Annotated in this window: 23 protein-coding genes and 2 riboswitches; of the genes, 7 read left to right on the top strand and 16 right to left on the bottom strand. The window is 39.1% G+C overall.

What is annotated here, in order from left to right; translation table 11 throughout:
* Nucleotides 1-39 precede the first annotated feature (39 nt).
* Nucleotides 40-141, bottom strand: a riboswitch (purine riboswitch).
* Between the two features lie 120 nt (nt 142-261).
* From guaA to FIU87_RS01990, 4 genes are all read right to left on the bottom strand, one after another.
* Nucleotides 262-1,782 carry a glutamine-hydrolyzing GMP synthase gene (gene guaA, locus FIU87_RS02005; protein ID WP_152446376.1) on the bottom strand — a complete coding sequence of 507 codons (1,521 nt, stop codon included), beginning with the start codon at nt 1,780-1,782 and terminating at the stop codon, nt 262-264.
* Nucleotides 1,783-1,965: 183 nt separating this feature from the next.
* Nucleotides 1,966-2,067, bottom strand: a riboswitch (purine riboswitch).
* Nucleotides 2,068-2,104: 37 nt separating this feature from the next.
* Nucleotides 2,105-4,306 carry a transglutaminase domain-containing protein gene (locus tag FIU87_RS02000; RefSeq protein ID WP_152443036.1) on the bottom strand — a complete coding sequence of 734 codons (2,202 nt, stop codon included), beginning with the start codon at nt 4,304-4,306 and terminating at the stop codon, nt 2,105-2,107.
* Nucleotides 4,307-4,308: 2 nt separating this feature from the next.
* On the bottom strand, nt 4,309-5,460 hold the full coding sequence (locus FIU87_RS01995; RefSeq protein ID WP_253905487.1) for a DUF58 domain-containing protein: 1,152 nt from the start codon (nt 5,458-5,460) through the stop codon (nt 4,309-4,311).
* A gap of 62 nt (nt 5,461-5,522) precedes the next feature.
* The gene (locus tag FIU87_RS01990) at nt 5,523-6,476 is read right to left on the bottom strand and encodes an AAA family ATPase (RefSeq protein ID WP_152443034.1); all 954 of its coding nucleotides are present in this window, start codon (nt 6,474-6,476) and stop codon (nt 5,523-5,525) included.
* 434 nt (nt 6,477-6,910) lie between these two features.
* Here FIU87_RS01990 and FIU87_RS01985 point away from each other — a divergent pair, with 434 nt between their 5' ends.
* From FIU87_RS01985 to FIU87_RS01975, 3 genes are all read left to right on the top strand, one after another.
* A complete protein-coding gene (locus FIU87_RS01985; protein ID WP_152443033.1) occupies nt 6,911-7,234 on the top strand; it encodes a PadR family transcriptional regulator in 324 nt (107 codons plus the stop codon).
* Between the two features lie 2 nt (nt 7,235-7,236).
* Complete coding sequence (locus tag FIU87_RS01980) at nt 7,237-7,782, top strand: DUF2812 domain-containing protein (protein WP_152443032.1); 546 nt, start codon at nt 7,237-7,239, stop codon at nt 7,780-7,782.
* 217 nt (nt 7,783-7,999) lie between these two features.
* Nucleotides 8,000-8,533 carry a dihydrofolate reductase family protein gene (locus FIU87_RS01975; RefSeq protein ID WP_152443031.1) on the top strand — a complete coding sequence of 178 codons (534 nt, stop codon included), beginning with the start codon at nt 8,000-8,002 and terminating at the stop codon, nt 8,531-8,533.
* A 246-nt stretch (nt 8,534-8,779) separates the two neighbouring features.
* Here the strand turns inward: FIU87_RS01975 and FIU87_RS01970 are convergent, their stop codons facing one another.
* The 4 genes from FIU87_RS01970 to FIU87_RS01955 all read right to left on the bottom strand — a co-directional run bounded on the left by FIU87_RS01970 (nt 8,780) and on the right by FIU87_RS01955 (nt 12,006).
* Nucleotides 8,780-9,178: a metal-dependent transcriptional regulator gene (locus FIU87_RS01970; protein WP_152443030.1), complete on the bottom strand. Its 399-nt coding sequence runs from the start codon at nt 9,176-9,178 to the stop codon at nt 8,780-8,782.
* Nucleotides 9,179-9,427: 249 nt separating this feature from the next.
* Nucleotides 9,428-10,366: a metal ABC transporter substrate-binding protein gene (locus FIU87_RS01965; RefSeq protein ID WP_152443029.1), complete on the bottom strand. Its 939-nt coding sequence runs from the start codon at nt 10,364-10,366 to the stop codon at nt 9,428-9,430.
* A gap of 39 nt (nt 10,367-10,405) precedes the next feature.
* The gene (locus FIU87_RS01960) at nt 10,406-11,263 is read right to left on the bottom strand and encodes a metal ABC transporter permease (RefSeq protein ID WP_152443028.1); all 858 of its coding nucleotides are present in this window, start codon (nt 11,261-11,263) and stop codon (nt 10,406-10,408) included.
* Between the two features lie 5 nt (nt 11,264-11,268).
* The gene (locus FIU87_RS01955) at nt 11,269-12,006 is read right to left on the bottom strand and encodes a metal ABC transporter ATP-binding protein (protein WP_152443027.1); all 738 of its coding nucleotides are present in this window, start codon (nt 12,004-12,006) and stop codon (nt 11,269-11,271) included.
* A gap of 670 nt (nt 12,007-12,676) precedes the next feature.
* Between FIU87_RS01955 and cspC the strand changes: the two genes are divergently transcribed.
* Complete coding sequence (gene cspC, locus FIU87_RS01950) at nt 12,677-12,877, top strand: cold shock protein CspC (RefSeq protein ID WP_152443026.1); 201 nt, start codon at nt 12,677-12,679, stop codon at nt 12,875-12,877.
* A gap of 275 nt (nt 12,878-13,152) precedes the next feature.
* On the opposite strand, the gene FIU87_RS01945 is transcribed toward cspC, so the two are convergent.
* Entirely contained in the window at nt 13,153-13,701 is a 549-nt protein-coding gene (locus FIU87_RS01945) for an HD domain-containing protein (RefSeq protein ID WP_152443025.1), read from the bottom strand.
* A 173-nt stretch (nt 13,702-13,874) separates the two neighbouring features.
* Between FIU87_RS01945 and FIU87_RS21640 the strand changes: the two genes are divergently transcribed.
* Together FIU87_RS21640 and FIU87_RS01935 are read left to right on the top strand one after the other, a co-directional pair.
* Nucleotides 13,875-14,927, top strand: coding sequence for a VOC family protein (locus FIU87_RS21640; protein ID WP_367643900.1), 1,053 nt, complete (start codon nt 13,875-13,877; stop codon nt 14,925-14,927).
* 179 nt (nt 14,928-15,106) lie between these two features.
* Nucleotides 15,107-15,748, top strand: coding sequence for a glycosyltransferase (locus FIU87_RS01935; RefSeq protein ID WP_152443024.1), 642 nt, complete (start codon nt 15,107-15,109; stop codon nt 15,746-15,748).
* 208 nt (nt 15,749-15,956) lie between these two features.
* On the opposite strand, the gene FIU87_RS01930 is transcribed toward FIU87_RS01935, so the two are convergent.
* Together FIU87_RS01930 and FIU87_RS01925 are read right to left on the bottom strand one after the other, a co-directional pair.
* Nucleotides 15,957-16,367, bottom strand: a complete 411-nt coding sequence (locus FIU87_RS01930; RefSeq protein ID WP_152443023.1) for an HIT family protein — start codon at nt 16,365-16,367, stop codon at nt 15,957-15,959.
* Nucleotides 16,368-16,376: 9 nt separating this feature from the next.
* Entirely contained in the window at nt 16,377-17,129 is a 753-nt protein-coding gene (locus FIU87_RS01925; RefSeq protein WP_152443022.1) for a class I SAM-dependent methyltransferase, read from the bottom strand.
* 209 nt (nt 17,130-17,338) lie between these two features.
* On the opposite strand from FIU87_RS01925, the gene FIU87_RS01920 reads away from it, so the two are divergent.
* Nucleotides 17,339-18,448, top strand: coding sequence for an oxidoreductase (locus FIU87_RS01920; RefSeq protein ID WP_253905486.1), 1,110 nt, complete (start codon nt 17,339-17,341; stop codon nt 18,446-18,448).
* A 459-nt stretch (nt 18,449-18,907) separates the two neighbouring features.
* Here the strand turns inward: FIU87_RS01920 and FIU87_RS01915 are convergent, their stop codons facing one another.
* The 5 genes from FIU87_RS01915 to FIU87_RS01895 all read right to left on the bottom strand — a co-directional run bounded on the left by FIU87_RS01915 (nt 18,908) and on the right by FIU87_RS01895 (nt 22,565).
* A complete protein-coding gene (locus FIU87_RS01915; protein WP_152443020.1) occupies nt 18,908-19,228 on the bottom strand; it encodes a hypothetical protein in 321 nt (106 codons plus the stop codon).
* 785 nt (nt 19,229-20,013) lie between these two features.
* Entirely contained in the window at nt 20,014-20,442 is a 429-nt protein-coding gene (locus tag FIU87_RS01910; protein ID WP_152443019.1) for a GNAT family N-acetyltransferase, read from the bottom strand.
* An 86-nt stretch (nt 20,443-20,528) separates the two neighbouring features.
* Complete coding sequence (locus FIU87_RS01905; RefSeq protein ID WP_152443018.1) at nt 20,529-21,041, bottom strand: hypothetical protein; 513 nt, start codon at nt 21,039-21,041, stop codon at nt 20,529-20,531.
* A gap of 299 nt (nt 21,042-21,340) precedes the next feature.
* A complete protein-coding gene (locus FIU87_RS01900) occupies nt 21,341-22,060 on the bottom strand; it encodes a hypothetical protein (protein WP_152443017.1) in 720 nt (239 codons plus the stop codon).
* A complete protein-coding gene (locus tag FIU87_RS01895; RefSeq protein WP_152443016.1) occupies nt 22,038-22,565 on the bottom strand; it encodes an RNA polymerase sigma factor in 528 nt (175 codons plus the stop codon). Before FIU87_RS01895 ends, FIU87_RS01900 begins: the two co-directional genes overlap by 23 nt.
* Nucleotides 22,566-22,685 lie beyond the last annotated feature (120 nt).

Raw genomic sequence — 22,685 nt, 5'->3', positions numbered from 1 at the left:
ATTTGAGAGGTTAGGAGATCCATTTATGTGTCAAAGAACACTAATTTCCTATTACCTCGTAGTCAAGCTGTTTACGGTAGCCTGGTAGAGACTTTTGGGCCATATTCCCAAATTTATACGAGATTTGAACTATAAAGTTATAATTTCTACCTTTATATTATCAAGCTACTTTCCCTTCGTCAACAAGAAAAACGAACATTCGACATAATTCTTTGTCGAATGTTCGTTTTTGAGTCACTAACTAGATAACTTTGTCTATTTTTACTCCCACTCAATAGTTGCAGGTGGCTTACTAGTGATATCATAGACAACACGGTTGATATGAGATACTTCATTAACTAGACGTGTGGAGATGATTTCTAACACATCCCAAGGAATGCGTGCCCAGTCGGAAGTCATGCCATCTATGGAGGTTACGGCACGAATACCAATCGTATAATCATATGTGCGTTGATCTCCCATAACCCCTACACTTCGGATGTCAGGAAGAACCGTGAAATATTGCCAGATGTCGCGATCAAGTCCAGCCTTTTTGATTTCATCACGCAGGATGTAATCCGATTCACGAACGATTTCAAGTTTATCATCTGTAATTTCACCAAGCACACGAATTCCGAGCCCTGGTCCAGGGAATGGTTGACGCCAAACGATTTCATCTGGAATTCCCATTTCTGTACCTAACGCACGTACTTCGTCTTTAAATAATGTGTTAAGCGGTTCAATCAGTTGGAACTGCATATCCTCTGGAAGTCCACCTACATTATGGTGGGATTTGATTGTTTGAGCAGTTGCTGTTCCACTTTCGATAATGTCGGTGTATAGCGTACCTTGGGCAAGGTATTCTATTCCTTCAAGCTTTGCCGCTTCATCATCGAATACATAAATGAATTCATTTCCGATAATTTTGCGTTTTTGCTCAGGGTCAGATACACCTTTTAATTTGTTTAAGAAACGGTCCTTGGCATCAACCTTGATTACATTCATGTTAAAGCCTTCACTGAACGTTTTCATAACAGCATCCGCTTCATTTTTTCTTAAAAGACCATGGTCAACGAAGATACACGTTAACTGATCCCCAATTGCTTTATGAATCAACACGGCAACGACGGAAGAATCTACGCCTCCGCTTAGTGCGCAAAGTACTTTTTTATCACCCACGGTATCGCGGATTTTTTGGATTTCGATTTCTAGGAAGTTTTCAATCGTCCAGCTGTCTGTGCAGCCGCACACACGGTAAACGAAGTTTTTCAACAGGTCGTTTCCGTACACAGAGTGACGTACCTCTGGGTGGAATTGAACACCGTACATTTTTTTATCTTCATTACTAATACCTGCAATTGGGCAAGCAGGACTTGTTAGGTCCGTAACAAACCCTTCAGGAGCACCAACCACTAAATCTCCATGACTCATCCAGACAACCTGTTGCTCTGGAAGTTCGGTATATAGTGCAGATTGGTTTGCTACAGTGGCAAGAGCCTTTCCGTATTCTCTGTGGCTTGCACCTTCTACCACGCCACCAAAATGCATCGTCATTAATTGCATGCCGTAGCAAATGCCAAGCACTGGAATACCCAGCTCAAAGATTTCTTCGTCGCAACGGAAGGAGTTTTCCCCGTATACGCTGTTAGGTCCACCGGAAAGGATAATTCCTTTTGGATTCATTTCTTTGATTTCTTCTGCTGTAATCGTATGTGGGTGCAGCTCACTGTAAACACCGAACTCACGGATACGACGCGTAATTAACTGGTTGTATTGACTGCCGAAGTCTAAGACCACGATCATTTCTTGAATACCTTCCACCCGAATTCACCTCATCATTTAGTTTCACTGCAAATCATTCCACTTATTTTGAACTACCAAAAGGAAAGATATGCCTTTTAATAAACAAAAAAACCAGAATTCACCTTCATATTCAAAAAATAAGAAGGCAGAATCCTAGTTTAGTAGTGTCGTACTTAAATAATACTAATAGAAAACTGCCTTCATAGTCAGGTAGTTCATGGCAACCCGGTAGAGACTCTCGAACCTTATTATCGAGGATATATGAAGTCAATCTAAATTCTGTTGTAAGTTGACCTTATTCTATCAGTGTGCCAGAACGAGGTCAAGATGAAGTCTTTTTAATTAAATTTTCCCATAATTCCACCGATTTCTCCCACTCTTTTTCGGAGGAGTTACCGCGGTAGAGGACACGTTCATAATTGGCAGTTAATGCTTGCATGTCACTTGTTTCAAAATGACGATCAACATATTTAGCATATTCCCGCAAGGTTTGGCCATCTTGTCTAGGCATCCCGACAGCATGAAGCTGTCTTAAAAGCGCTGGATACGCTCTGTTAAAGACATCGGATTTTCCTTTATAACGAAGAATATAATAGTACGGCAGCCATTTATGACGCCCAAGGAACAAAATGCCTCCAACAATAGTCACCACTGCTAAAAACAGAAGAAACGACTTGAAGGAAAGTGATAAGTCGAATGTGTTCCCAGAAGAAGTGGTACCACCTGCACCTTCTTCTTGTGCTGGATCAAGCTCTGGTCTTTCAGGCTCTTCTGTTTGTGGACTTTCTGGTTGTTCTGGGGTTTGTTCTTCTCCATCTTCGCCGACATTTTCTTCTGCCGATTGATAGACAAAGCTATATGGATTGCTAAAGCCACTAGTAGGTTCGTAGGTGACCCAGCCTACTCCAGGAAAATACACTTCTACCCACGAGTGGGCATTATTGTTGGTTACTTCAAAAATTCTTCTGGAGTTCTCTGCTACATCAACAAATTCACCCTCCGTATACCCCTTCACCCAGCGAGCTGGAATATCAATTGACCTTAGGAGAGCAACCATTGCCGTAGAGAAATTGTCGCAATAGCCCTTCATCGTCTCAAAAAGAAACTGATCAACATAATCTTGATCGCCCGTTGGAACTGCCACATCAGTTGTTTCATATTCAAATTCATTGCTTCTAAAATAGCGTTCCACCGCTTTCACTTTATCAAAACGACTTGGGTAGGGATCGGTAATTTCTAATGCCAAGTCTCTTACTCTCCCTGGCATGGAATCTGGAAGCTGCGTGTACCGCTCCACAAACTCTTCCTTACTCTCTGCGGCCGTACCTGGTTCTACCGCTTTTAAATCTTCAATATAGAATCTTGGAAAATTGTACTTTACCTCGTATTCTTCAAGTTTTACAGCATCACCATTTTCATCTATGGTCGTTATTTTTTCTGTGCTGTCATTAACACGAAGCTCTGCACCCTCTGCTTGAACTTCCGTTAAACCAAGCGGATAGTTAATATGTGGATAGGTTTTCTCCATTTTAAGGGTTGCCGAAACTGCGTAGGTTTTCACGCTATCGGTAAACCAGGAAACTTGATCATTCAATCCTCTTTTTAATAGATTCTGTTCACCCTCTGATGAATCCCAGCCTTTACCGGTATAAATATCTTTCGTTTCCACCCGCCAGTAGTGAGTACGGATTTGCTCTGTTTGAAACACCACAGAGTCATCTGGCACAAAGGGTCCTCCTAGGCGGGAGTCGTTTTCTCCATAGCCTATTTTGCGGACGCCAGTTCCAGCTCCACCCTCTCCATTACCAATGCCAGTTAAAAACGGAACCGGATCTGGCCAAATTGGCGCAGCCTTTGGCGAGAGATACCCAGCGGTAGCAGACAGAAGGATGAAAGCAATTAACGGCAGTCCCCAACCAAGCAACAACCGGTTATTTTTGTACACACCCTCTCGCTCTTTAATCCGTTCCATATGCACAAACCCTACGATGGAAAGACCAACAATAATTAAGCGAACAATCGCTCCACTGCCTACATAAGCCGTGAAAGTGTCAAGAAGCGCCACATAGGTAATCGTGATAATTACAAACATTAGCATTTGCTTTCGATATAAAATCCAGTAGATGACGAGATAGCTAATCAACCAGAGTAAAATAAAGAGAAGCATGCTCCGGAACAGACCCGTCATCCCTCCCCAGTCTGCTGACCAGATGATTCCCATGTTGTACTTTATATCTTGATACAAATACGCAAACCAACTTTTCCCTAGGAAGGTGAATTCCAACATGTATAAAACATGAAGAAAATAAAACATAAAACCTAAATGTACGAAAAAGCTTAAAATCGGAAGTATTTGCAGGAAAGACATTGAAAAGGAAATGAGCAAGAATACAACAAACACATAGAGATTATCAGTATCAGTGACATCACGCAGTGGGAGAATCCACTCCAGTAGCAGCACAAAGCCAAATATGTGCATAAGCAGCGCGTAGACGTTACGCTGATATGGATTTGTTTTTGCCATTATCAGCTCACCTCACTTATTACTTCTGACTTTGACTTATTAGGATAGATCGTTTTCACTGCAATATTTCTCCGTTTCAGCTGCTCCATATAGGCTAATTCTTCCTTCGTTAGACGGACATTATTATCCTTTGTCACATGTACCTGTAAATGAAGATGCCTAGTTGACAACTTTTCCAACGTTTCCACTGTTTCTTTTGTCAGCTTGCCAGTGACAAACAAAAACGTCACCGTTGGCTGAAATTTTCCTATCTCCATTTCTATGATTCTTGCAAAGCTTCTATTGGTATCAGGCTGCACTTTTGCAAGGTGATAGTAAATTTCTGCAAACTGTTCTTCTCCCGTTCGCAATGAATATACTGAACGCTCTCCACCGACAGAAACGAGCCCTACTTGGGAGCCATAACGCAAAATCGCTTTGGTAAGAGCCGCACAATAGCTCACGGCACTCTCAAAGGAAGAAGTCGTCGTTCTGTCCAAAAACAACATCACATCATGCGATTGCTGTTGCTCAAATTCCTTGGTCATAATATCATTGCGGCGGGCTGTTGCCTTCCAATCAATCCAGGAAAAACGGTCTCCCGGCTGATATTCACGAACCCCTACTGTCATGGAAGTATCACGAATGAGCCTCATCCTTGAGGAGGTAGAGCCTTGATCAAACTTGCTTTCATGCTGCTTGTAGGTCATGTCTAGATAATTTGGGTACACAAGAAAGTGATGCTCCATTTCCATGAGATGTTCTTTTTCGATTAAACCGAGAAAATCTCCTGTCACGATACGAATCCCTGAAAGCGTATGCTCTCCTCTTGGTAGCCGATCTAATGCATACTGAATAGTGATAGTTTTCTTAAACCATGGGAAGAGGATTCTTTTCGCTTGCTTCGTTTGCTGACAGAAAATTAGCTGATCCGATAGTGTTTCTTCTACAAAAAGATACGCAAGCGGGACTGGTATCGTCCTCTCAATCGTAATGGTGCCAACTAAACGGTCACCGGAGCGAAACTTTTCCTGATTAATAGATCGTGTTATATGAAAATCACGTAAAGGATATACCAATACCAAACATGCATAGAGCGCAAAGGGCAGAAAGCTGATAAACAAAAACCAGCTTACAAATCCACCCTGAAACATGGCATATACAAAGGTAATCAATATAAGCAGAAAAAAAGAAAGGAGCTTCCATATTTTTTTTGACCGCGTAAAAAATGCCCTCATTATCTGCTCATTGACCTTTGAACTGGAACTGGCGTGCGGTCAATCACCTTTTTCACAACCTGCTCAGCGGTCATTCCCTCAAATTTAGCTTCAGACTTCAAGATTATACGGTGCGGTAGGACAAATGCCGCTAAATACTGAATGTCATCTGGAACAACATAATCTCTGCCGTGAATAAATGCGTATGCTTGGGCGGCCTTCATTAACGCAACAGAACCACGAGGACTTGCCCCCAAATAAACAGACTGATGAGCACGTGTTCGATTTACCATATCCACGATATATTCTTTTACCGTTACGTCCACATGCACATTTTTTACCTGCTTTTGCATTTCCTGCAGCTCTTCTAATGTAATCACGGATGTTAGCTCATTGATCGGCTGTTTCTTTTCCGTTGTATGGAGAATTTCCACTTCCTCTTGAACAGTTGGATATCCCATATTCATCTTAAATAAGAAACGATCCAGCTGCGCCTCTGGCAAAGGATAGGTTCCTTCATATTCAATCGGGTTTTGCGTGGCCATTACAAAGAAAGGATTCCCTAGAGATAGGGTATTGCCATCCACTGTCACACTGCCTTCTTCCATTCCCTCAAGCAATGCAGCTTGGGTTTTTGGTGAGGTACGGTTAATTTCATCTGCAAGCACGATGTTCCCCATAATCGGCCCTGGTCTAAATTCAAACTTCAACTCTTTCGGGTTATAAATAGAGCTTCCCGTTACATCAGAAGGAAGCAAATCAGGCGTAAATTGAATACGTTTAAAGTTTGCACCAACTGATTTCGCCAGTGAGCGAACCATTAACGTTTTACCAACACCAGGCACGTCCTCTAACAGCACATGTCCCCCAGCAAGTAATGCGACAATACTTAGCTCTGCCACATTTTCTTTTCCAATCATGACTTTCCCAATATTATCTAAAATTCGTTTCACCTGTAGCTGCGAAGTTTCCATTTCTAAGTACCCCCTAAATTGCTCTGCATAAAAAAATCGACATAAATTTGCTTCCCAACCTACCATATATTCGCTTTTTTACATTAAAAACCTTTTCACACAAGAAAATAGTTTCAATTTTCCCTATTTATAGAATACCAAAAAAATGACGAAATATGGTACTAAAGATACTCGGATAAAGATTACAAGGAACGCCATGTCACTTGTTCCCCTCCTTTGACTACCAGCTGCGTGGCAAGAAAGTTCCTTTAGGCTCCATTCACCCTTTTTAGCTAACAACAGCGCCCGATGACTCCGCTGAGCTCCATTTACAGAAGATCAATTATGAAAAATACATTTTTTTCTAATTATGTATAGACTTTTATAACGCGAGCCGATATATTTAAACTATATCGGCTCACGTTATAGTTTGTAAAAAGGAGGAATTAACTCTTTTGAAAAACAGCACTCATCAAGCACTTTCAGAGTCAACCTACTACATACTTCTTTCCCTTCACACCCCACAACATGGCTATGGCATTATGCAGTTTGTGAAGCAGCTTAGTAACAACAGACTTACACTTGCCCCAGGTACACTCTATGGTGCAATTACAGCCCTTCTAGACAAGAAATGGATTGAACCTAAAGAGAAGGAAACGACTGATAGAAAAAAAGTATACGTTATTACTGCTCTTGGTCAGGAGGCACTACAAACGGAAATAGCAAGACTAGCCGAACTATACCAAAACGGGTTAGCAATAACGAAAGGTGAGGAGTAAAAATGAAAAAGATAAAAAGGAAGTTTATCCAAAACCTCTTTATCAACTTTGAAAAAGAAGAAGCATGGTTAAACCAAATGTGCGAAGACGGCCTCGCTCTCTGTGAAATCACCAAAAACTATTATGCGTTTGAACCTTGTGAGCCAGGAGCTTATATTTATCGAATTGAATTTCTCAAACCCGATATCTATCGAAACGAAATAGATTCCTATCTTACCTTTATGGAGGATGTAAACGTAGAGCTCATTGCCTCTTCTAGAAGATGGCATTACTTCCGAAGAAAGAGCTCCTATGGTGAATTTGAAATCTATTCTGATTTCGACTCGCGAATTGAACATTATAAACGAATAAATATTATCTGGTATATGCTTTCCATCCCTTACTTAGCGACAAGTATCACACAAATATTCTCTATATCTAACATGACAAAAAGTGAACTAGTCCTAAACGCCCTACTTTTTCTAATTGGTATCCTCTTTTTATGCTTAGCCCTTCCACTAACCAAAAGAATAAAAAATCTACAAAAGAATAAAGCGCTGGTTGAATAAAAAAACAAAGGAATCAGGCCTCTTGATTTCTATACTAATATAGAATGCAAAAATAGTCGGTATTTCTCGAATCAATATAAGAACTGGCATACCAACAAAAGAATTTCGTTTAAACAAACATTTGTTTAAAAATAACTATTCAAAGAAAATGATTAGGTGTTGTGATATTCTAGTTAATATTCTTAAAAACCTTACAAACCAGCAAAGGAGCTTGAAAATGACGCACAATCGAAAAGTCGTTTTATTTATCGCTACTAGCCTAGATGGATACATTGCTACAAAAGAAGAATCCTTAGATTGGCTCATGGAAACAGAAGGAGAAGGAGATAACGGTTATGCTGAGTTTTACCAAACCATCGATGCCGTTATCATGGGGAAAAAAACGTATGATTGGGTAATGAACCATGAACTTGAGGAATTTCCTTATAAGGGAAAGGCATGTTATGTATACACAAGGTCTACTAATGTTGAGGACACAGAAGATGTCACGTTTGTACGGGGCGAGGTGAGCGAGTTGATACACCAGCTGCAGCAACAACCTGGTAAAAATATCTGGATCGTTGGGGGCGGTGAGCTGCTTCATCACTTTATTAAGAAGGATTTGGTCGACGAATACATTATCACCATCGCGCCCACCATCTTAGGTGGCGGCATTCCACTCTTCAAAGAAGATAACCAAACCACCAAACTAAAACTAAACCAAATTAAACAATACGGCGACTTTGCAGAAATCCGCTACACAAAAAAATAGAACCAGGGGGACGGTTCTTCTTTGGTTCATTCTATACCCGAATGAAACACCAGACCCGTTCCCTTGGTTCCTATTTCAATATACCTTGCAAAAATAGTCGATATAACCCGATTTGATTTTACCGTCTACATGACAACAAGAAATTTTCCCATGATCGAACGTTTGTTTAAATTTTCCTATTCAAGAATAAAAATGACATCACCAGATCGTACTAGTTTGCTAGTGGTTTTCATGCGAAACACATACTCAGCTTTTCATTTTGGTATGCATCTCTAGGTACGCTTTGATTTTACCGACTGCTTCACTGCTGATATGATGCTCGATGTTCTTTACCTCTTGTTGAATTAGCGCTTCTTCGAGTTTTACAAGGCGGAAAAAATTCTCCAATACTTTATGATTTCGTTCCAATTCTCTTCCGATTGCAAATCCTTTTTTGGTGAGATTGATAATCCCATAAGGTTCGTAGTCTAAATACCCTTGACTAGAGAGGCGGCCAGCCATTCTAGATGCTGATGGAACTCCGACATTTAGGGATTTGGCAATATGAGAGATTCTTGCATACCCATTTTCCAAGACTTGATAATAAATTTCTTCCAGGTATCTTTCCTCAGAAGGTGACACCACTGAATACGCACCCCTTTCCAAACACGTTTTCCTTCATCCACTCTCCTCCTAATATCATTCTTATTAGGATTTGTATTTAAGGAACATTTTTTTGAAAGGCTGTTTTTTGAACACTTTGTTGCTACTGCGTAAAATTAAGATACCCCTAATAAAAGTTATTGTCGTGCTCTTTGGCGGGAAAGTTGCTTTCATAATGATTGGAAAAAATCTATAAGCTGCCTTTTTTTAAAAAGCTCCCTTCATCCGAGGATGAGGGAGCTAGGCGGCAAGTTACTTCGTTAAGCCTTCAAAAATGGTATCGATATTCCATTCCATCATAGAAATGTAGGAATCTCCATCCTCACCTGGTTTAGCTAAAGAATCGGTGAAAACTTTCCCCATGATAGGTACTCCTGTTTCTTCCGATACAGCTTCCATGCTACGGCCATCAATACTAGTTTCTAAGAATAAGCCAGTAATTTTTCTTTCATTAATGATATCCACAATTCTTGTAATTTGATCTGGAGTTCCTTGATTTTCTTGGTTGATTTCCCAGATATATTCTGCTTGGAATCCATATGCTTCACTAAAGTACTTAAAGGCACCTTCACTTGTTACAAGTACTCGTTGCTCTTCTGGGATTTCATTGAACTTCTCTTTTGCTTTGTTATGAAGTTCTTCTAATTTTGCAATGTATTCTTCGGCATTCTTTTCGTACACTTCTTTATTTTCAGGGTCTACTTTAATTAACCCATCACGCGCATTTTCTGCATATTTAATTCCGTTACGAACATCCAACCATGCATGAGGGTCTTCTTCTCCCTCTTGACCTTTTGTTGTAAGGAATTTCACATCTACACCTTCACTCATAAGGAATACAGGTGCATCCTTTCCAGCTTTATCTGCTGTTTCCATAAGCTTATTAAACCATGAGTTTCCAGCCTCAAGATTCAATCCGTTATAAAACACCGCATCTGCATCGGTTGTTTTTTGTACATCTACAGGTAGTGGATCGTACTCATGTGGATTAGAACCAATCGGAGCCAAGCTATGGATTTCCACTAAATCTCCACCAACATTTTTCACGATATCATAAACGATAGAGTACGTTGCCACGACTTGCACTTTACCTTCTCCGTCTTCCTTACCATTCGCTTTTTCCTCACTGCATGCCGCTAAAGTCATAATTGCAAATACTGAAACTAAAAATAACGATAGTTTTTTCAACATGTTTGGTTTCCCCCTACTTTTCTTTTTATTTTTCTAAACTTACATCAAAGCCGCACGTTTCTTTCTTGTTTTCATCGTTTTCCAGAGCAAACCATGCTTTGGCGAGAACAAAAATACTAACGCAAAAATTGCTGTTGCTGATATTACGATGGTTGCTCCTGAAGCCAGATTGTAGGTAAAGCTAAAGTATAGTCCTACAACCGAGGAGATAACTCCAATTCCGGCTGCAATGAAAATCATCACCCATAACCTGTCTGTTAGCAGATAGGCAGCTGCTGCAGGAGTAATCAACATTGCCACAACCAATACGATTCCAACGGTTTGAAGTGATGCCACTGTTACCATGGTAAGGAGCGCCATCAGGAAGTAATGAATCAACCGAACTGGCAATCCGTATGCTGCTGCCATCGTGCTATCAAAGGATGTAACCAACAATTCCTTGTAAAACAGATAGACCGCCGTAAGTACGAACAAGCCAGTACCAAGGGTGATCCACATATCAGAAGGACGAACTGCCAAGACATTCCCAAATAAAATATGATATAAATCCGTACTACTTTTTAACATCGTAATGATGATAATCCCAGCCGCAAACATAGCCGTAAACATAATTCCAATGGAAGTATCGTGCTTGATACGACTGTTTTGACTCACAAATCCAATGGCAATTGCTGTGATAATCCCTGTGAATACAGCGCCAAAGAAAAAGTTAATTCCTAGAATGTAGGAGATTGCCACACCAGGTAGTACGGCGTGCGAAATAGCATCCCCCATCAACGCCATCCCTCTTAGGATGATAAAACAGCCAATCACTCCACAGATGATACCAACCATAATGGAAGTGAGAAGTGCTTTTTGTAGGAAGCCATATTGCATTACTGCTTCAATAAATGCCATTTTCCTTAAACCCCCATTTCCGTCAAGAAGGCAAATTGTCCTTGGTATGCTTTCTCAATGACAGTGGATTGGAAAACCTCCGTTGTCGATCCATAACTAATCAATTCTTTGTTTAATAAGATCAACTTATTAAAGTAACTTGTCGCTTTACTTAAGTCATGGTGCACCACCATCACTGTCTTCCCTTGCCAACATAGTTCTTTTAAGATCTTCACGATGGTTTCTTCACTCGTAACATCCACCCCGACAAACGGTTCATCAAGAAAGAAGATTTCCGCTCTTTGAGCAAGCGCTCTTGCTAAGAACACACGCTGCTGTTGGCCACCGGATAATTCCCCAATCTGGCGTTTACTGAAATCCTCCATGCCAACACGCTGTAGACATTCATAAGCCCACTCTTTTTCCTTTTTCCCCGGACGCTTAAATATGGATAAGTTTGGATAAGTGCCAATCAGAACAGCATCCAAGACAGTGATCGGGAAATCCCAATCGATGTCATTTCTTTGGGGAACATAGGCGATTTTTTTACGAACGTCCTTTACTTTTTGGCCCAGGATCTTTACATTTCCTTTATCCAATGGAATGAGGTTCAACATTGATTTTAATAATGTTGACTTACCTGCTCCATTCGGCCCGATAATTCCTACTAGATTACCAGTATCTATCGACAAGCTGACCCCTTTTACCGCTTCATTTCCATAATAAGAGACATGCAAATCTTGGATAGAAATAGCATTACTCATAATCAAATCCTCCTTATAAAATAACTGCCTATATATGAAAATGCTTCATTGTAAGAAATTCAGTTAGACTCCTAAAAACATATGCCACTTTCTAGGTTTTTGTTACATACATATTTATTTACACAAACCATTAAAGTTGCACGAGCTCAACTTTTAAACTAAAAAAATTTTGTTCTATTAATGAATGCATCAAAGAATCCAAAAACAGAAAAAGTTTACCTAATGCAAAATATATAGCCTTAGCCATAAAAAGTCAACACATTTGACTGAAATATTTATAATAATTAGCCAAATTAATTTGTTCTAAAATCGTTCTTTTGGAATATACACCATGGGGAAGGTTTTATTGGCGTTGCAAAACTGTAATTTTGATTGAATTTTACATTTACTTTCAAGTCCAGAGAGCACCGACAATTGGATAAACAATGTTATCGCAAATTTGAAACAAAAAATCCATCTCCACATATTTGGTAACCAATTTAACCTTAACACAAATATTATTTTGTTAATTTAATACTACCCATGTGCAACTTTCCTCATTTCGTGATATAATAAAGATAATTATTTTTGTTCGGCGTAAAGGATAGTATGAATAACAACTTTTCATCTTGATGATACTTTGGCAAGGATAGTAATACATTGTGCGCTAACGCACTGGGAGGCAACAAAAATGGAACAAGGTACAGTTAAATGGTTTAATGCAGAAAAAGGTTTTGGTTTCATCGAACGTGAAAATGGAGACGATGTATTCGTACACTTCTCCGCAATCCAAAGCGATGGTTTCAAATCTTTAGACGAAGGTCAAAGAGTAACATTTGACGTTGAGCAAGGTGCTCGTGGAGCTCAAGCTGCTAACGTTCAAAAAGCATAAACTAAACTTTTAAAAAACAGGCCCCTTATAAAGGGCCTGTTTTTTTATGCTTTCCATAATAAAGGGTTTATACCTGTGGACAGCTCTCCTAGGTGTTCCACTATCCGAACAAACCACCTGAACCGTCCCAGTGGTTTCTCCCCCTGACTCTATATCAATATACCTTGCAAAAATAGTCGATATAACCCGAATTGATTTCAAAGTCGACATGACAACAATATTTTTTTCCTTGATCGAACGTTTGTTTAGAAATAATTATTCAAAGAAAGCTTCCTTTATGTTGTTGAACCAAAAACCTCATTCACTTCCGCCTCCAGTTCACTGATTAACGTAAAGTTTTCTTTTCTATCTGCTAATGCTTTCACGATGCTTGCATAATACCAATGCTGATCCTCTTTCCCTCGATTAAATCGCTCCCAAATCTTGTCCCCTTTTTGTTGAATATCGGTTCGAATGGATCGTAAATTATGCAATTTATCCGCAACAATAACCTGCATTTCTTCTTTAGATGTATCTATTAATAAATCAATTGTATGCTGCTTTCTTTTTTCCCATGACAAGCTCTTGTCATTTTCAGATGCTGCCGCAACTAAATCAGCTACCGTGCTCCCAAATTCTTCCGTTAAACCTTCATACGTCGCTTCGGTGTCTTCTAAAGTGTCGTGTAAAATACCCGCTGCAACCACTTCTTCGGAGCAGCCTGCCCCTTGCAACAGCATTCCAACCGCAAAAGGGTGTGTAACATACGGTATCTCCGTTCCCTTTCTGGTTTGATTCTTATGTGCCACTGCAGCAAAAACAATCGCTTTTTCTACCATATTCATAGAAGTTCCCCCCATCTCTTTCTATTCACCGTAACATATTCTCTTTTAAAATAATGAATCCCTTTCTTCCTCCACATTCTTCTACTCCAAAAGACCGAGAGAAGACCATTCTAACTGCCAATTCCTACTTAACCTGAAACGTATACACTATTGGTAAGAGAGGAGTTGGGGTCGTGAACATCATTAAAATTACGTTAGAAACCACTTGCTTAGATGAGATGAAGCTTTTTTATCATGAGGTGTTGGAGCTTGCTCTTGTGGAGGATTTTGAGAACTATTTTACCGTCGAGGCAGGAAGTACAAGGCTCACATTTATTCATTCGGAGCAAAAGCCTTATTATCACGTTGCGTTCCGGACGGGTTTAGAACACTTTGACTATATGTATCAAAAATTAGAGAAGCTCGGGGTCTTATTAGAAAATGAGCACGGAGAAACAAGCATGTATTGGAAAGGAAAGCAGCTATATTTCCATGACCCCGAACGAAACATAATGGAGATATTAGAAAGGCCAAATTCTGCTAACACCTCCATAGAAGGCTTTTATGATATTGGCGAAATTGGGTTACCTTCACCAGATCTAAATGAATTCAGTCAGTTTCTATCTACTATACCTAATGAGTTTGCAGCGGTTGACCCGAGTTTTCGCTTTTTCGGTGGAAACGAAGGAGTTTTCGTCCTAACCAAATCCGGTCGTCCTTGGTACCCGCTGCAAAAACGCGCCTATATCAGCCCTGTGACAGTGGAAATTGCAAGTGAAGATGCATCCGAACACAGGTTGTATCACCCCACTCTTCCATACAAAATAAAAGTAAAACCTAAATGGAAATCCAATCTCTTGCCTGTCTATCAAGTTCGAATAGCTCGTTCTACCGATCAATGGGAAGATGTCCTCGCATTTTATGAAAAGGGTGTTGGTCTAGAGCGAATTGGCAGCTTTGAAAATCATGATGGCTATGATGGCGTGATGCTCGGATTACCGGGTGCATCCTATCATTTAGAATTCACTAGGCATGTCGACGGTCACCCTTGTCCAGCACCAACAGATGATAACCTACTTGTGTTCTATTTAACCGATCAAAGAGCGTTTGCGGATGCAAAAGAAAGAATGCTTTCGCTTGGGTATCACCCTGTTCCCCCAGTCAACCCATATTGGGAGAGTCGAGGCGTTACCTTCCGCGATCCAGATGGGTGGCGAGTAGTGTTTTGTTTAGGGACGGGGATTTAAAATAGCACGACGTTTTAGGGATTTGTTGTAATCGAAAAAAAGCACAAAAGACCTCCGGACACCATCATTCGGAGGTCTTTTTAGATGTAGCATCCCTAAAAGTTTCCTATCACGCATGAAAAATGACCAATAATCAATAATATGAAGGTACTTTTTAATTGTTGGAAGGGGTAGAACGGATGAAAAAATTATTATTTGTGATATTAATTTTACCATTGCTGGTGAATATGCTTCCTGGGACCATTAGTGCCAACACGAATAAACAGGAACATTATATTAGCCAGTCTGAGGTAGATTTCAAAAATGATTTCAGAAGACTTTGGATCGATCACGTGTTGTGGACAAGTAATTACATTTTAAGCGCCACCACTCCAGGAACAGAGGATCAAGAGCAGGTCCTAACAAGACTATTAAAAAATCAAGAGGATATTGGAAATGCTATTAAGCCGGTGTACGGTGAAGACGCAGGAAACAAGCTTACCGAGTTACTTAAAGAGCATATTTTGATTGCTGGAAAAATCGTCGATGCTGCTAAAATGGGAGACAAAGACTTGGTAGATCAACTTAACAAAGAATGGTACAGAAATGCGGATGATATTGCGAAATTCCTTAGTGATGCCAACCCCAAGTTATCAAATGAAGCGTTAAAAGAATCGCTTTACATGCATTTGGAGTTAGTTGCCGATGACTTATCAGCAAGCTTAAATAAAGAATGGGATGCAAGAATCGTGGCAGTTGATGAAGGAATAACACACATCATCTTAATGTCTGATTTCATTTCTGATGGTGTGGTGAAACAGTTTCCGGAGAAGTTTAAATAAAAGACAGAGGGACGGTTCTACTGGCTCATTCGCAACTTGAACGAACCGCCAAAACCGTCCCTATTTTCTATTTCCATATACCTTTCGAAAATAGTCGATATTTATCGACTTAATTTCAAGACCAGCATTACAGCAGATAATTTTCGCTTGATCAAACGTTTGTTTAGAAATAACTATTTAAAGATAGATACCTTCAAATTTACTTGAACTATTTTAAAGCCTTAAATACATTCTGTAATTCTTCTTTAGATGCTCTCCTGGCTTGAATATTAAGGTCCATTTTTACTAAATCATTAGGATACCTAGGGATTATGTGAAAATGCACGTGATTGATTTCCTGCTCGGCGTACTCTCCATTATTTTGAATGATTGTGTAATCTCTACACAAACCTCTTTCAACGAGCCTGTTACACACAAATTGGATGCTAGATATTACGTCCTTTAATACCTCTTCATCAAACATCTCATCAAACATCTTATAGTGTTCTTTAGGTATAACTAATAGATGCCCATATGTTGCAGGGTAAATATCCAATAATGCTAAAGTATGGGTACTTTCATGAACAATAAATGCTTCTCCCCTTTTTTGCGCGATGCTACAAAAAACACAATCATTCATTTACTCGCCTCATTTCACCGCTTCATACGTAATCACCTGCGACACATCAGATGGATACTCTCCAAATCGATAGTCTGCAGAAATAGTGATGTCTTGAAAGCCGACTTTTTCAAGAAGCAGTACCATCTCTTCTACTCCGTACCACCTGAGCGGGAAGATTTCAAGTTCAGAATCTACGAGTTTCCCTGCTCTCCATTTCTCATACTTATGATGGGTGACCTTCACTTGTTGGATGTAATCAACTTCCACTAAGGTTGATTCAAGCGTAATGGTGTCACCTTTATCGTTGTACATAACCCGTTTGGAAACATAACCAGGGGTAAATTGATCTTGCAGGAAGGTATCGAAAATTAATTTCCCACCCTTTTCTAGGTGATCATAAAAGCATTGAAGTGCGGAAACAGATTGCTCCCGATTATGTAGTAAAAGAAAAGACCCACAAGGAACAATCACAGCTTGATACTGCTGCTCCAGCAAAAATCCAGACATATCCTGTTTGGAAACAAAGGGATGAACACCTCTAGTCTCACAATTTTTCATACATAATTCCAGCATATCATCGGAGTAGTCAAACCCTTCCACATCGATTCCTTTTTCCAACAAAGGAATCAAGATTCGGCCATTGCCAACAGCTGGCTCTAAAACCTTTCCAGTTATCCCTTTCAATCTTTCATAATAGTACTCCACGTCTCCAAAAGATCTTCCAATATGCTTATCCAGATCATAAACCTCTGCAGACAGCTTTCCATAGTAGCTAACCATAATTGTGCGCACCCCTTAAAATAAACTCTCAAAAGATATTCTCTTCCAAAGCATGTAAATCCTCTCTCCTTGGGGGCGTGAAACACATGACTGCATAAAGCAATTTTCAATTAGCATACTATACCAAGTAAGCAGTAAGCTAAAATACTGAATTCAAGATATTCATGTGTTATCATGCGTGTATATTATCAATAGAAAGGATGTTTACCTTGAATCTAGATAAGCTTTATTCAAATACAGCAATAAAAAACAAAGCGTTTAAAAACCGATACATCGTAGCTCCTATGACGCGAATAAGTGCAGAACAAGATGGTCGGGCTAATGATACGATGACAATATATTACGAGCGCTATGCAAAAGGCGGCTTTGGTTCCATCATTTCAGAAGGAATCTATATCGACGAAAGCTACAGTCAGGGGTATGATGATCAACCAGGGCTTACCCGTGAAGATCATGTACAAGCGTGGAAGTCTGTGGTGGACACCGTTCACAAACATGACGCGATCATGATTGCACAGCTCATGCATGCTGGTGGTCAAAGTCAGGGGAATGCGTACACGTCTGAAACCATTGCGCCTTCTGCTATCCCCCCTAAGGGTGAGCAATTAGGGTTTTATGGTGGATCCGGACCATTCCAAACGCCTAAAGCAATGACAGAAACAGATATAGAACAAGTGAAAGACGCGTTTGTACAAAGCGCTCTTCGCGCGAAAGAGGCTGGATTTGATGGTGTTGAAATTCACGGAGCAAATGGATATTTACTAGATCAATTCTTAACAGACTATTTAAATCATCGCCAAGATCAATATGGTGGATCCAAAGAAAACAGATTACGGTTTATCCTTGAAATTATTGAACAAATACGCAATGCCGTAGGTTCAGATTTCATTGTCGGCATTCGAATTTCACAAATTAAAGTTGCCGACCCAAATCACAAATGGGAAGGTGGCGAAACGGAAGCAGAATATATTTTCTCCCAATTAGGGCAGTCTTCCTTAGACTATATTCACGTTACCGATGGAGATGCCGCGTCCCCTGCTTTCGGAGAGAACACCCGAACGCTCGCACAGGCTGCAGTAGAATTTGGAAAACTTCCTGTCATCGCGAATGGTGGGCTAGGTGACCCTGAAAAGGCTGATAAAATGTTAAAAGATCATCAAGTAGATTTCGTTTCTTTAGGAACAAGTGCCTTAGCTAACCCAGACCTACCAAATAAAGCGCAAAAAGGAATGCCATTAGAAGCCTTTGACTTTGAAAAAATTCTTTTACCTATTGCGAAAGTAAAAGAGTTGGAGTTAGAAATGGACATTGTTCAATAATAGGCCATTTAAATAGCTATTCCCTTTGATGGTAAGTAGTTCAGTTAATGTGGAGGAAATTAATAATCACAGTGTATCTCACATTCCAAAAATCAAAGGGATTAGCGATGTAATTATCCCTTAATTTAGCACATAAAAACGCTTGGATTATTGAACTGCACCCCAATTGTTAGACATAAAAACTATCAATTGGAGGTGCAGTTTTTCTATGACTAAATTTACTCCTGAAGAAAAACATGATGCGGTTTTACGTTATTTAGAAGGCAAAGAAAGTTACCATACTATAGCCAATCTATAATACATCTGACAGTGTAATTAGAAACTGGGTAATGCAATATGAATCTGAAGGTAAGAGATTATACAAAATAACGTGGAGTTGGTACGAGAAATAAAGAGTTAAACTGGTGATAGATAGAAGCAAGTCATTCAGAGGGCTCAAAATTTTGTTAATCTTTCATATTACGCAAAAATCACGCTTACTTTCCCTTCTCTTTGTGCAGTTTCTAAACAATTATGCAAAAAATCTTGTATTTGTTTAACATCCCACTTGTCAGCTTCATGAGAAGGCTGCAAATTATAATTTTGGCCAAACTCTCTCAAGGCATTTTCTATTTGTTGCACTGAAAAATCCGAGCCTCCCCCTGATCCACTCACTCCTGCAAAAAATTCATTGGCATCAAGGACAGCGTACAGTATATGGGCATTAAAATTCCCCTTACAAAAACGAGCATACGCAACTTCCTTTCTTACTTTGTTATAACCATAAATATCGTGACCCATAAAAATCTCCCTTCCAAGATATTTTTCCCTTGTGGCTAGGCTACTTTGAGATGCTGTTTAGATCTACCGACACACCACCCCCTTCATTAAATTAATTGATGAAAAGACATGCTATAGAAAGCTGGATTTTTTGAGATAAGAAATACAAAACCTGAAGTAAAGCAGAAGAAAAGTATGAAGTACTACACTAGGGACACCAAGAGGAAGTGCAGGCTGTCCACATACATCTTTTCATAACATCTTAAATATGTCAATATTCAGAAAATAAATAAAAAAGAGCAGGTGGGCGGTTCTCTTAGCTCATTCGAAACCCAAATGAACCGCCAGAACCTCCCTCCGGTTTCTATTTCAATATACCTTGCAAAAATAGTCGATATACCACGATTCGATTTCAATACCTCCATTCCAGCAAAAATAAATCGCTTGATCGAACGTTTGTTTAGAAATAACTATTCAAGGAAAGTTCCTTTGAAGGTTTCACATCTATTATTACTGCTATAAGATCCTTAATATTTTTTATAAATTCTATTTTATCTATCATGCAACAAAGAAAAAACACTTCCTTGTAAAGTAAGAGGTTCCTTAAGGTTAAGGGAGGGACAACCATAAATCACAACCAAATTAGCCGCAAAAAAAGGGACTTAAAAAAGGCAATGGATTTAAAAGTAAAAACCCCAGATGTAATGGTCCTAGGGTTTTATGTCTATATATCCTCTTTTTTCGTTAAAGCACCCACATACTCAGTGTTTTCTCCTATTAGCTGGTGTTGTGAATTAAACTTTTTTCTAAAAACGCTTAACAAATCTATACCCTGTTATATCGTACCCTAGGGATTTATATAGTTTATGTGCCTTACCTCTCTCTTCACTAATGCCACTTAAAAGATATATGAAATTTGATCCTAAACTCAAAGACCATTCTTCTACATACTTAATCAATGCTTTAGCGATACCTTGACCACGATACTCTGTCTTTGTAACTAAAGAAGTGATTTGAACCTTTACATCATTGTTTGTGTATGTAGTATGGAGTGTAACACCAATCATTCCAAGCAAATTCTTATTCTTTACTGCAACGAATGTGTAGTAATTTGAATTTGATTCTATCCGTTTCATCCTTATTTCCATTTCCTCATCAGACGTAGGGTAGCCTAATTCTGATATCAAACCCGAAAATTGAATTAAATCAGCTGAATCATATTCCCTTATCTCCATAAGTTTTCCTCCACATTTTTCCTAATATTGTATCATTTTTAACTTCCTATGGATTTTATTATTAATGATAAATGGATCGAACTAAGTTATCTATTAACTAAAACCAAAGAGTTTGCAACCTTAATCAACTCTTCTTGTGAATACAGTTCTTTTCCTTCTTGATGGGTAAAAACAATGATAGTATAGTTAAAGCCTTCTTCGTTTAGTGATAACGTTTGTTTGTTTTTAACGTATGAATATAACCCTTCTCTACCATCACTTAACTCTATTTGTTCTACAGTTGAATGGTTTGAGCTTCTATTGTTCAAAGATGGTGTCATTTCTATAAAGATAAGCTCCTCGGAATAACCACCAATTCCAATTGATAAAGCAAAATCATTGGCTTTTGCATCTGATAATCTTTCAGGCAACTCTTCTATCATTTGAATGTAATCATATACCCTAACTTCCTTTACATCATAAGGTAAATAAGTTGGTAGTTTAAAATCATATGGAAATTCTTCCACTCCCTTTAAGTTATGGACTATTGGGTGTTGGGACACTTCCTGATTGCAACCTGATAATATAAATACCAAGGCTATTATTATTTTTATTCGCATAAATACCCCCTAAGAAAACCTTTTTCTTCCACAATCCTACCCGTTAATCAAATATCCATTATTTACAATTTTATCACACAATTCCTTATTAAAGACGTAAGAACACGTCATTTAGTACCCTAATTAGCACCTCATTTTTTGTACACTTGAAAATTAAGAGGCTCATTTAAGTGTCAATTCACCACACTATCGAATGAAAACATGGTTATAACAACAAATAAAGCAGGTCTAATTCATATGCGAATTAGACCTGCTTTTTGTAATTTTTTCTCCCGAAACGGTGGTGAATAAAGCAAGCCCTAAAACTTAAACAACTCCGCAAGCTTCACCAAATCTTTTTTGAGTTGTTGTACTTCCTTCTCGTTCATGTCTTTCATTTGTAAATCTGGATACAAATAATAAATCGTATCTTCGGTAACCAGCTTTAAATCGACCCCACCGTATTCCTGATTAGATTCTGTCAGCACTGCTCGTTCCTTGCCGACTTGTATTTCGACTGTTTCATAGGATGCGGAAGGGTATTTTTCATGTGATAAGAAAGATTTCATCATTTCTTCAATAGACAATTCGTTCTTTTGGGTGTGAATTTGAATCATCGTATTTCGTTCGTTCAAGGTGTATATATATGCAGCATCCAAATATAAATATGGGCCATCATCATACTCTGAAATGGAATAACCAATACTCGGCTCCCCAATAATTCTTTCAATGTGATGGTGGGCATCCAACGGAAATACAAGCTGCTCTTTATCCAACTCATACACACTTTTCTCCTTCTCTGTTGCAGTCATCCTAAAAGAATCATCCGCATTGAGGTAAAGAGGGACCCCCCCAAGAAGGAATAAAAATGCGGCAGCAGCTATTAGTCTGTTCGCTATTCTTTTCTTCCTTAGCTTTTGAATGTTAGAATTAACACGTTTTCTGACCAAGTCCGAGTTGTCCATCCTCCACTCCATATCATACTCCAGCCTTTGAAGTGATTGATCTAAAGTGTTTTTATTGTTTTGCACGTTTTTCACCCTTGTTCTCCTCCTCATCCATCCATTCTTTTGACAAAGCTTGAATCGCGCGCATCAAGGTAGACTTCACTTTACTTTCCGACCAGCCCAAGATATGAGCAGTTTCCAATACAGAAAACCCTTTTATCTTTCTTAAGATGATTACTTGCTTGTAGGTATCCTTTAATTTGTTCAAAGCAAGTAAGAGCTCCCGAGAATTTTCTTTAAGGAGCAAAATATCTTCCGTTGAGGCAGCTTGCTCCTTGTTCAAGAACACATTGGCAAATATCCTTAAGGGTTTCCTTTTTCTTAAGTAATCGATTGTTGTATTATGTGCAATTTTGAATAACCAGGTTTTTGGGGAGGAATCCCTTTTAAAAGAAGAATAATACTGATAGGCCCTCACAAATGTATCCTGAGTCAAATCCTCCGCTTCTTGAGCATCTTTTACCATGAGGAAAATATATTTATAGATAGTCTGATGATACTGTACAAACCAATGATCAATTTCGTTTTCTTTGGACAAGGTTAGAGGAACCTCCCTTCTGTTTGTAAAAAATCCATCCCTTTCTTAAAGTTTATGTTTAGACGGTTGAACTCTATAAAAGTTGCACTCTTGTAAAAATTATTCTGATAGATTAACGCC

The organism is Bacillus sp. THAF10 (assembly GCF_009363695.1).
Taxonomy (GTDB): Bacteria; Bacillota; Bacilli; order Bacillales; family Bacillaceae_I; genus Sutcliffiella_A.
The sequence above is the reverse complement of the archived record's forward strand: the minus strand, read 5'-3'. Positions and strand labels throughout refer to the sequence as shown.

Bases quoted from the DNA above. Each gene is read 5' to 3' on its own strand.
- FIU87_RS02000 (WP_152443036.1), bottom strand. From the start codon at position 4,306: ATGGCAAAAACAAATCCATATCAGCGTAACGTCTACGCGCTGCTTATG.
- FIU87_RS01965 (WP_152443029.1), bottom strand. From the start codon at position 10,366: ATGTTGAAAAAACTATCGTTATTTTTAGTTTCAGTATTTGCAATTATG.
- FIU87_RS01915 (WP_152443020.1), bottom strand. From the start codon at position 19,228: ATGGGTCACGATATTTATGGTTATAACAAAGTAAGAAAGGAAGTTGCG.
- FIU87_RS01980 (WP_152443032.1), top strand. From the start codon at position 7,237: ATGAAAAAGATAAAAAGGAAGTTTATCCAAAACCTCTTTATCAACTTT.
- FIU87_RS01930 (WP_152443023.1), bottom strand. From the start codon at position 16,367: ATGAATGATTGTGTTTTTTGTAGCATCGCGCAAAAAAGGGGAGAAGCA.
- cspC (WP_152443026.1), top strand. From the start codon at position 12,677: ATGGAACAAGGTACAGTTAAATGGTTTAATGCAGAAAAAGGTTTTGGT.
- FIU87_RS01990 (WP_152443034.1), bottom strand. From the start codon at position 6,476: ATGGAAACTTCGCAGCTACAGGTGAAACGAATTTTAGATAATATTGGG.
- FIU87_RS01935 (WP_152443024.1), top strand. From the start codon at position 15,107: ATGAAAAAATTATTATTTGTGATATTAATTTTACCATTGCTGGTGAAT.
- FIU87_RS01955 (WP_152443027.1), bottom strand. From the start codon at position 12,006: ATGAGTAATGCTATTTCTATCCAAGATTTGCATGTCTCTTATTATGGA.
- FIU87_RS01945 (WP_152443025.1), bottom strand. From the start codon at position 13,701: ATGAATATGGTAGAAAAAGCGATTGTTTTTGCTGCAGTGGCACATAAG.
- FIU87_RS01905 (WP_152443018.1), bottom strand. From the start codon at position 21,041: ATGCGAATAAAAATAATAATAGCCTTGGTATTTATATTATCAGGTTGC.
- guaA (WP_152446376.1), bottom strand. From the start codon at position 1,782: ATGATCGTGGTCTTAGACTTCGGCAGTCAATACAACCAGTTAATTACG.
- FIU87_RS01960 (WP_152443028.1), bottom strand. From the start codon at position 11,263: ATGGCATTTATTGAAGCAGTAATGCAATATGGCTTCCTACAAAAAGCA.
- FIU87_RS01975 (WP_152443031.1), top strand. From the start codon at position 8,000: ATGACGCACAATCGAAAAGTCGTTTTATTTATCGCTACTAGCCTAGAT.
- FIU87_RS01910 (WP_152443019.1), bottom strand. From the start codon at position 20,442: ATGGAGATAAGGGAATATGATTCAGCTGATTTAATTCAATTTTCGGGT.
- FIU87_RS01925 (WP_152443022.1), bottom strand. From the start codon at position 17,129: ATGGTTAGCTACTATGGAAAGCTGTCTGCAGAGGTTTATGATCTGGAT.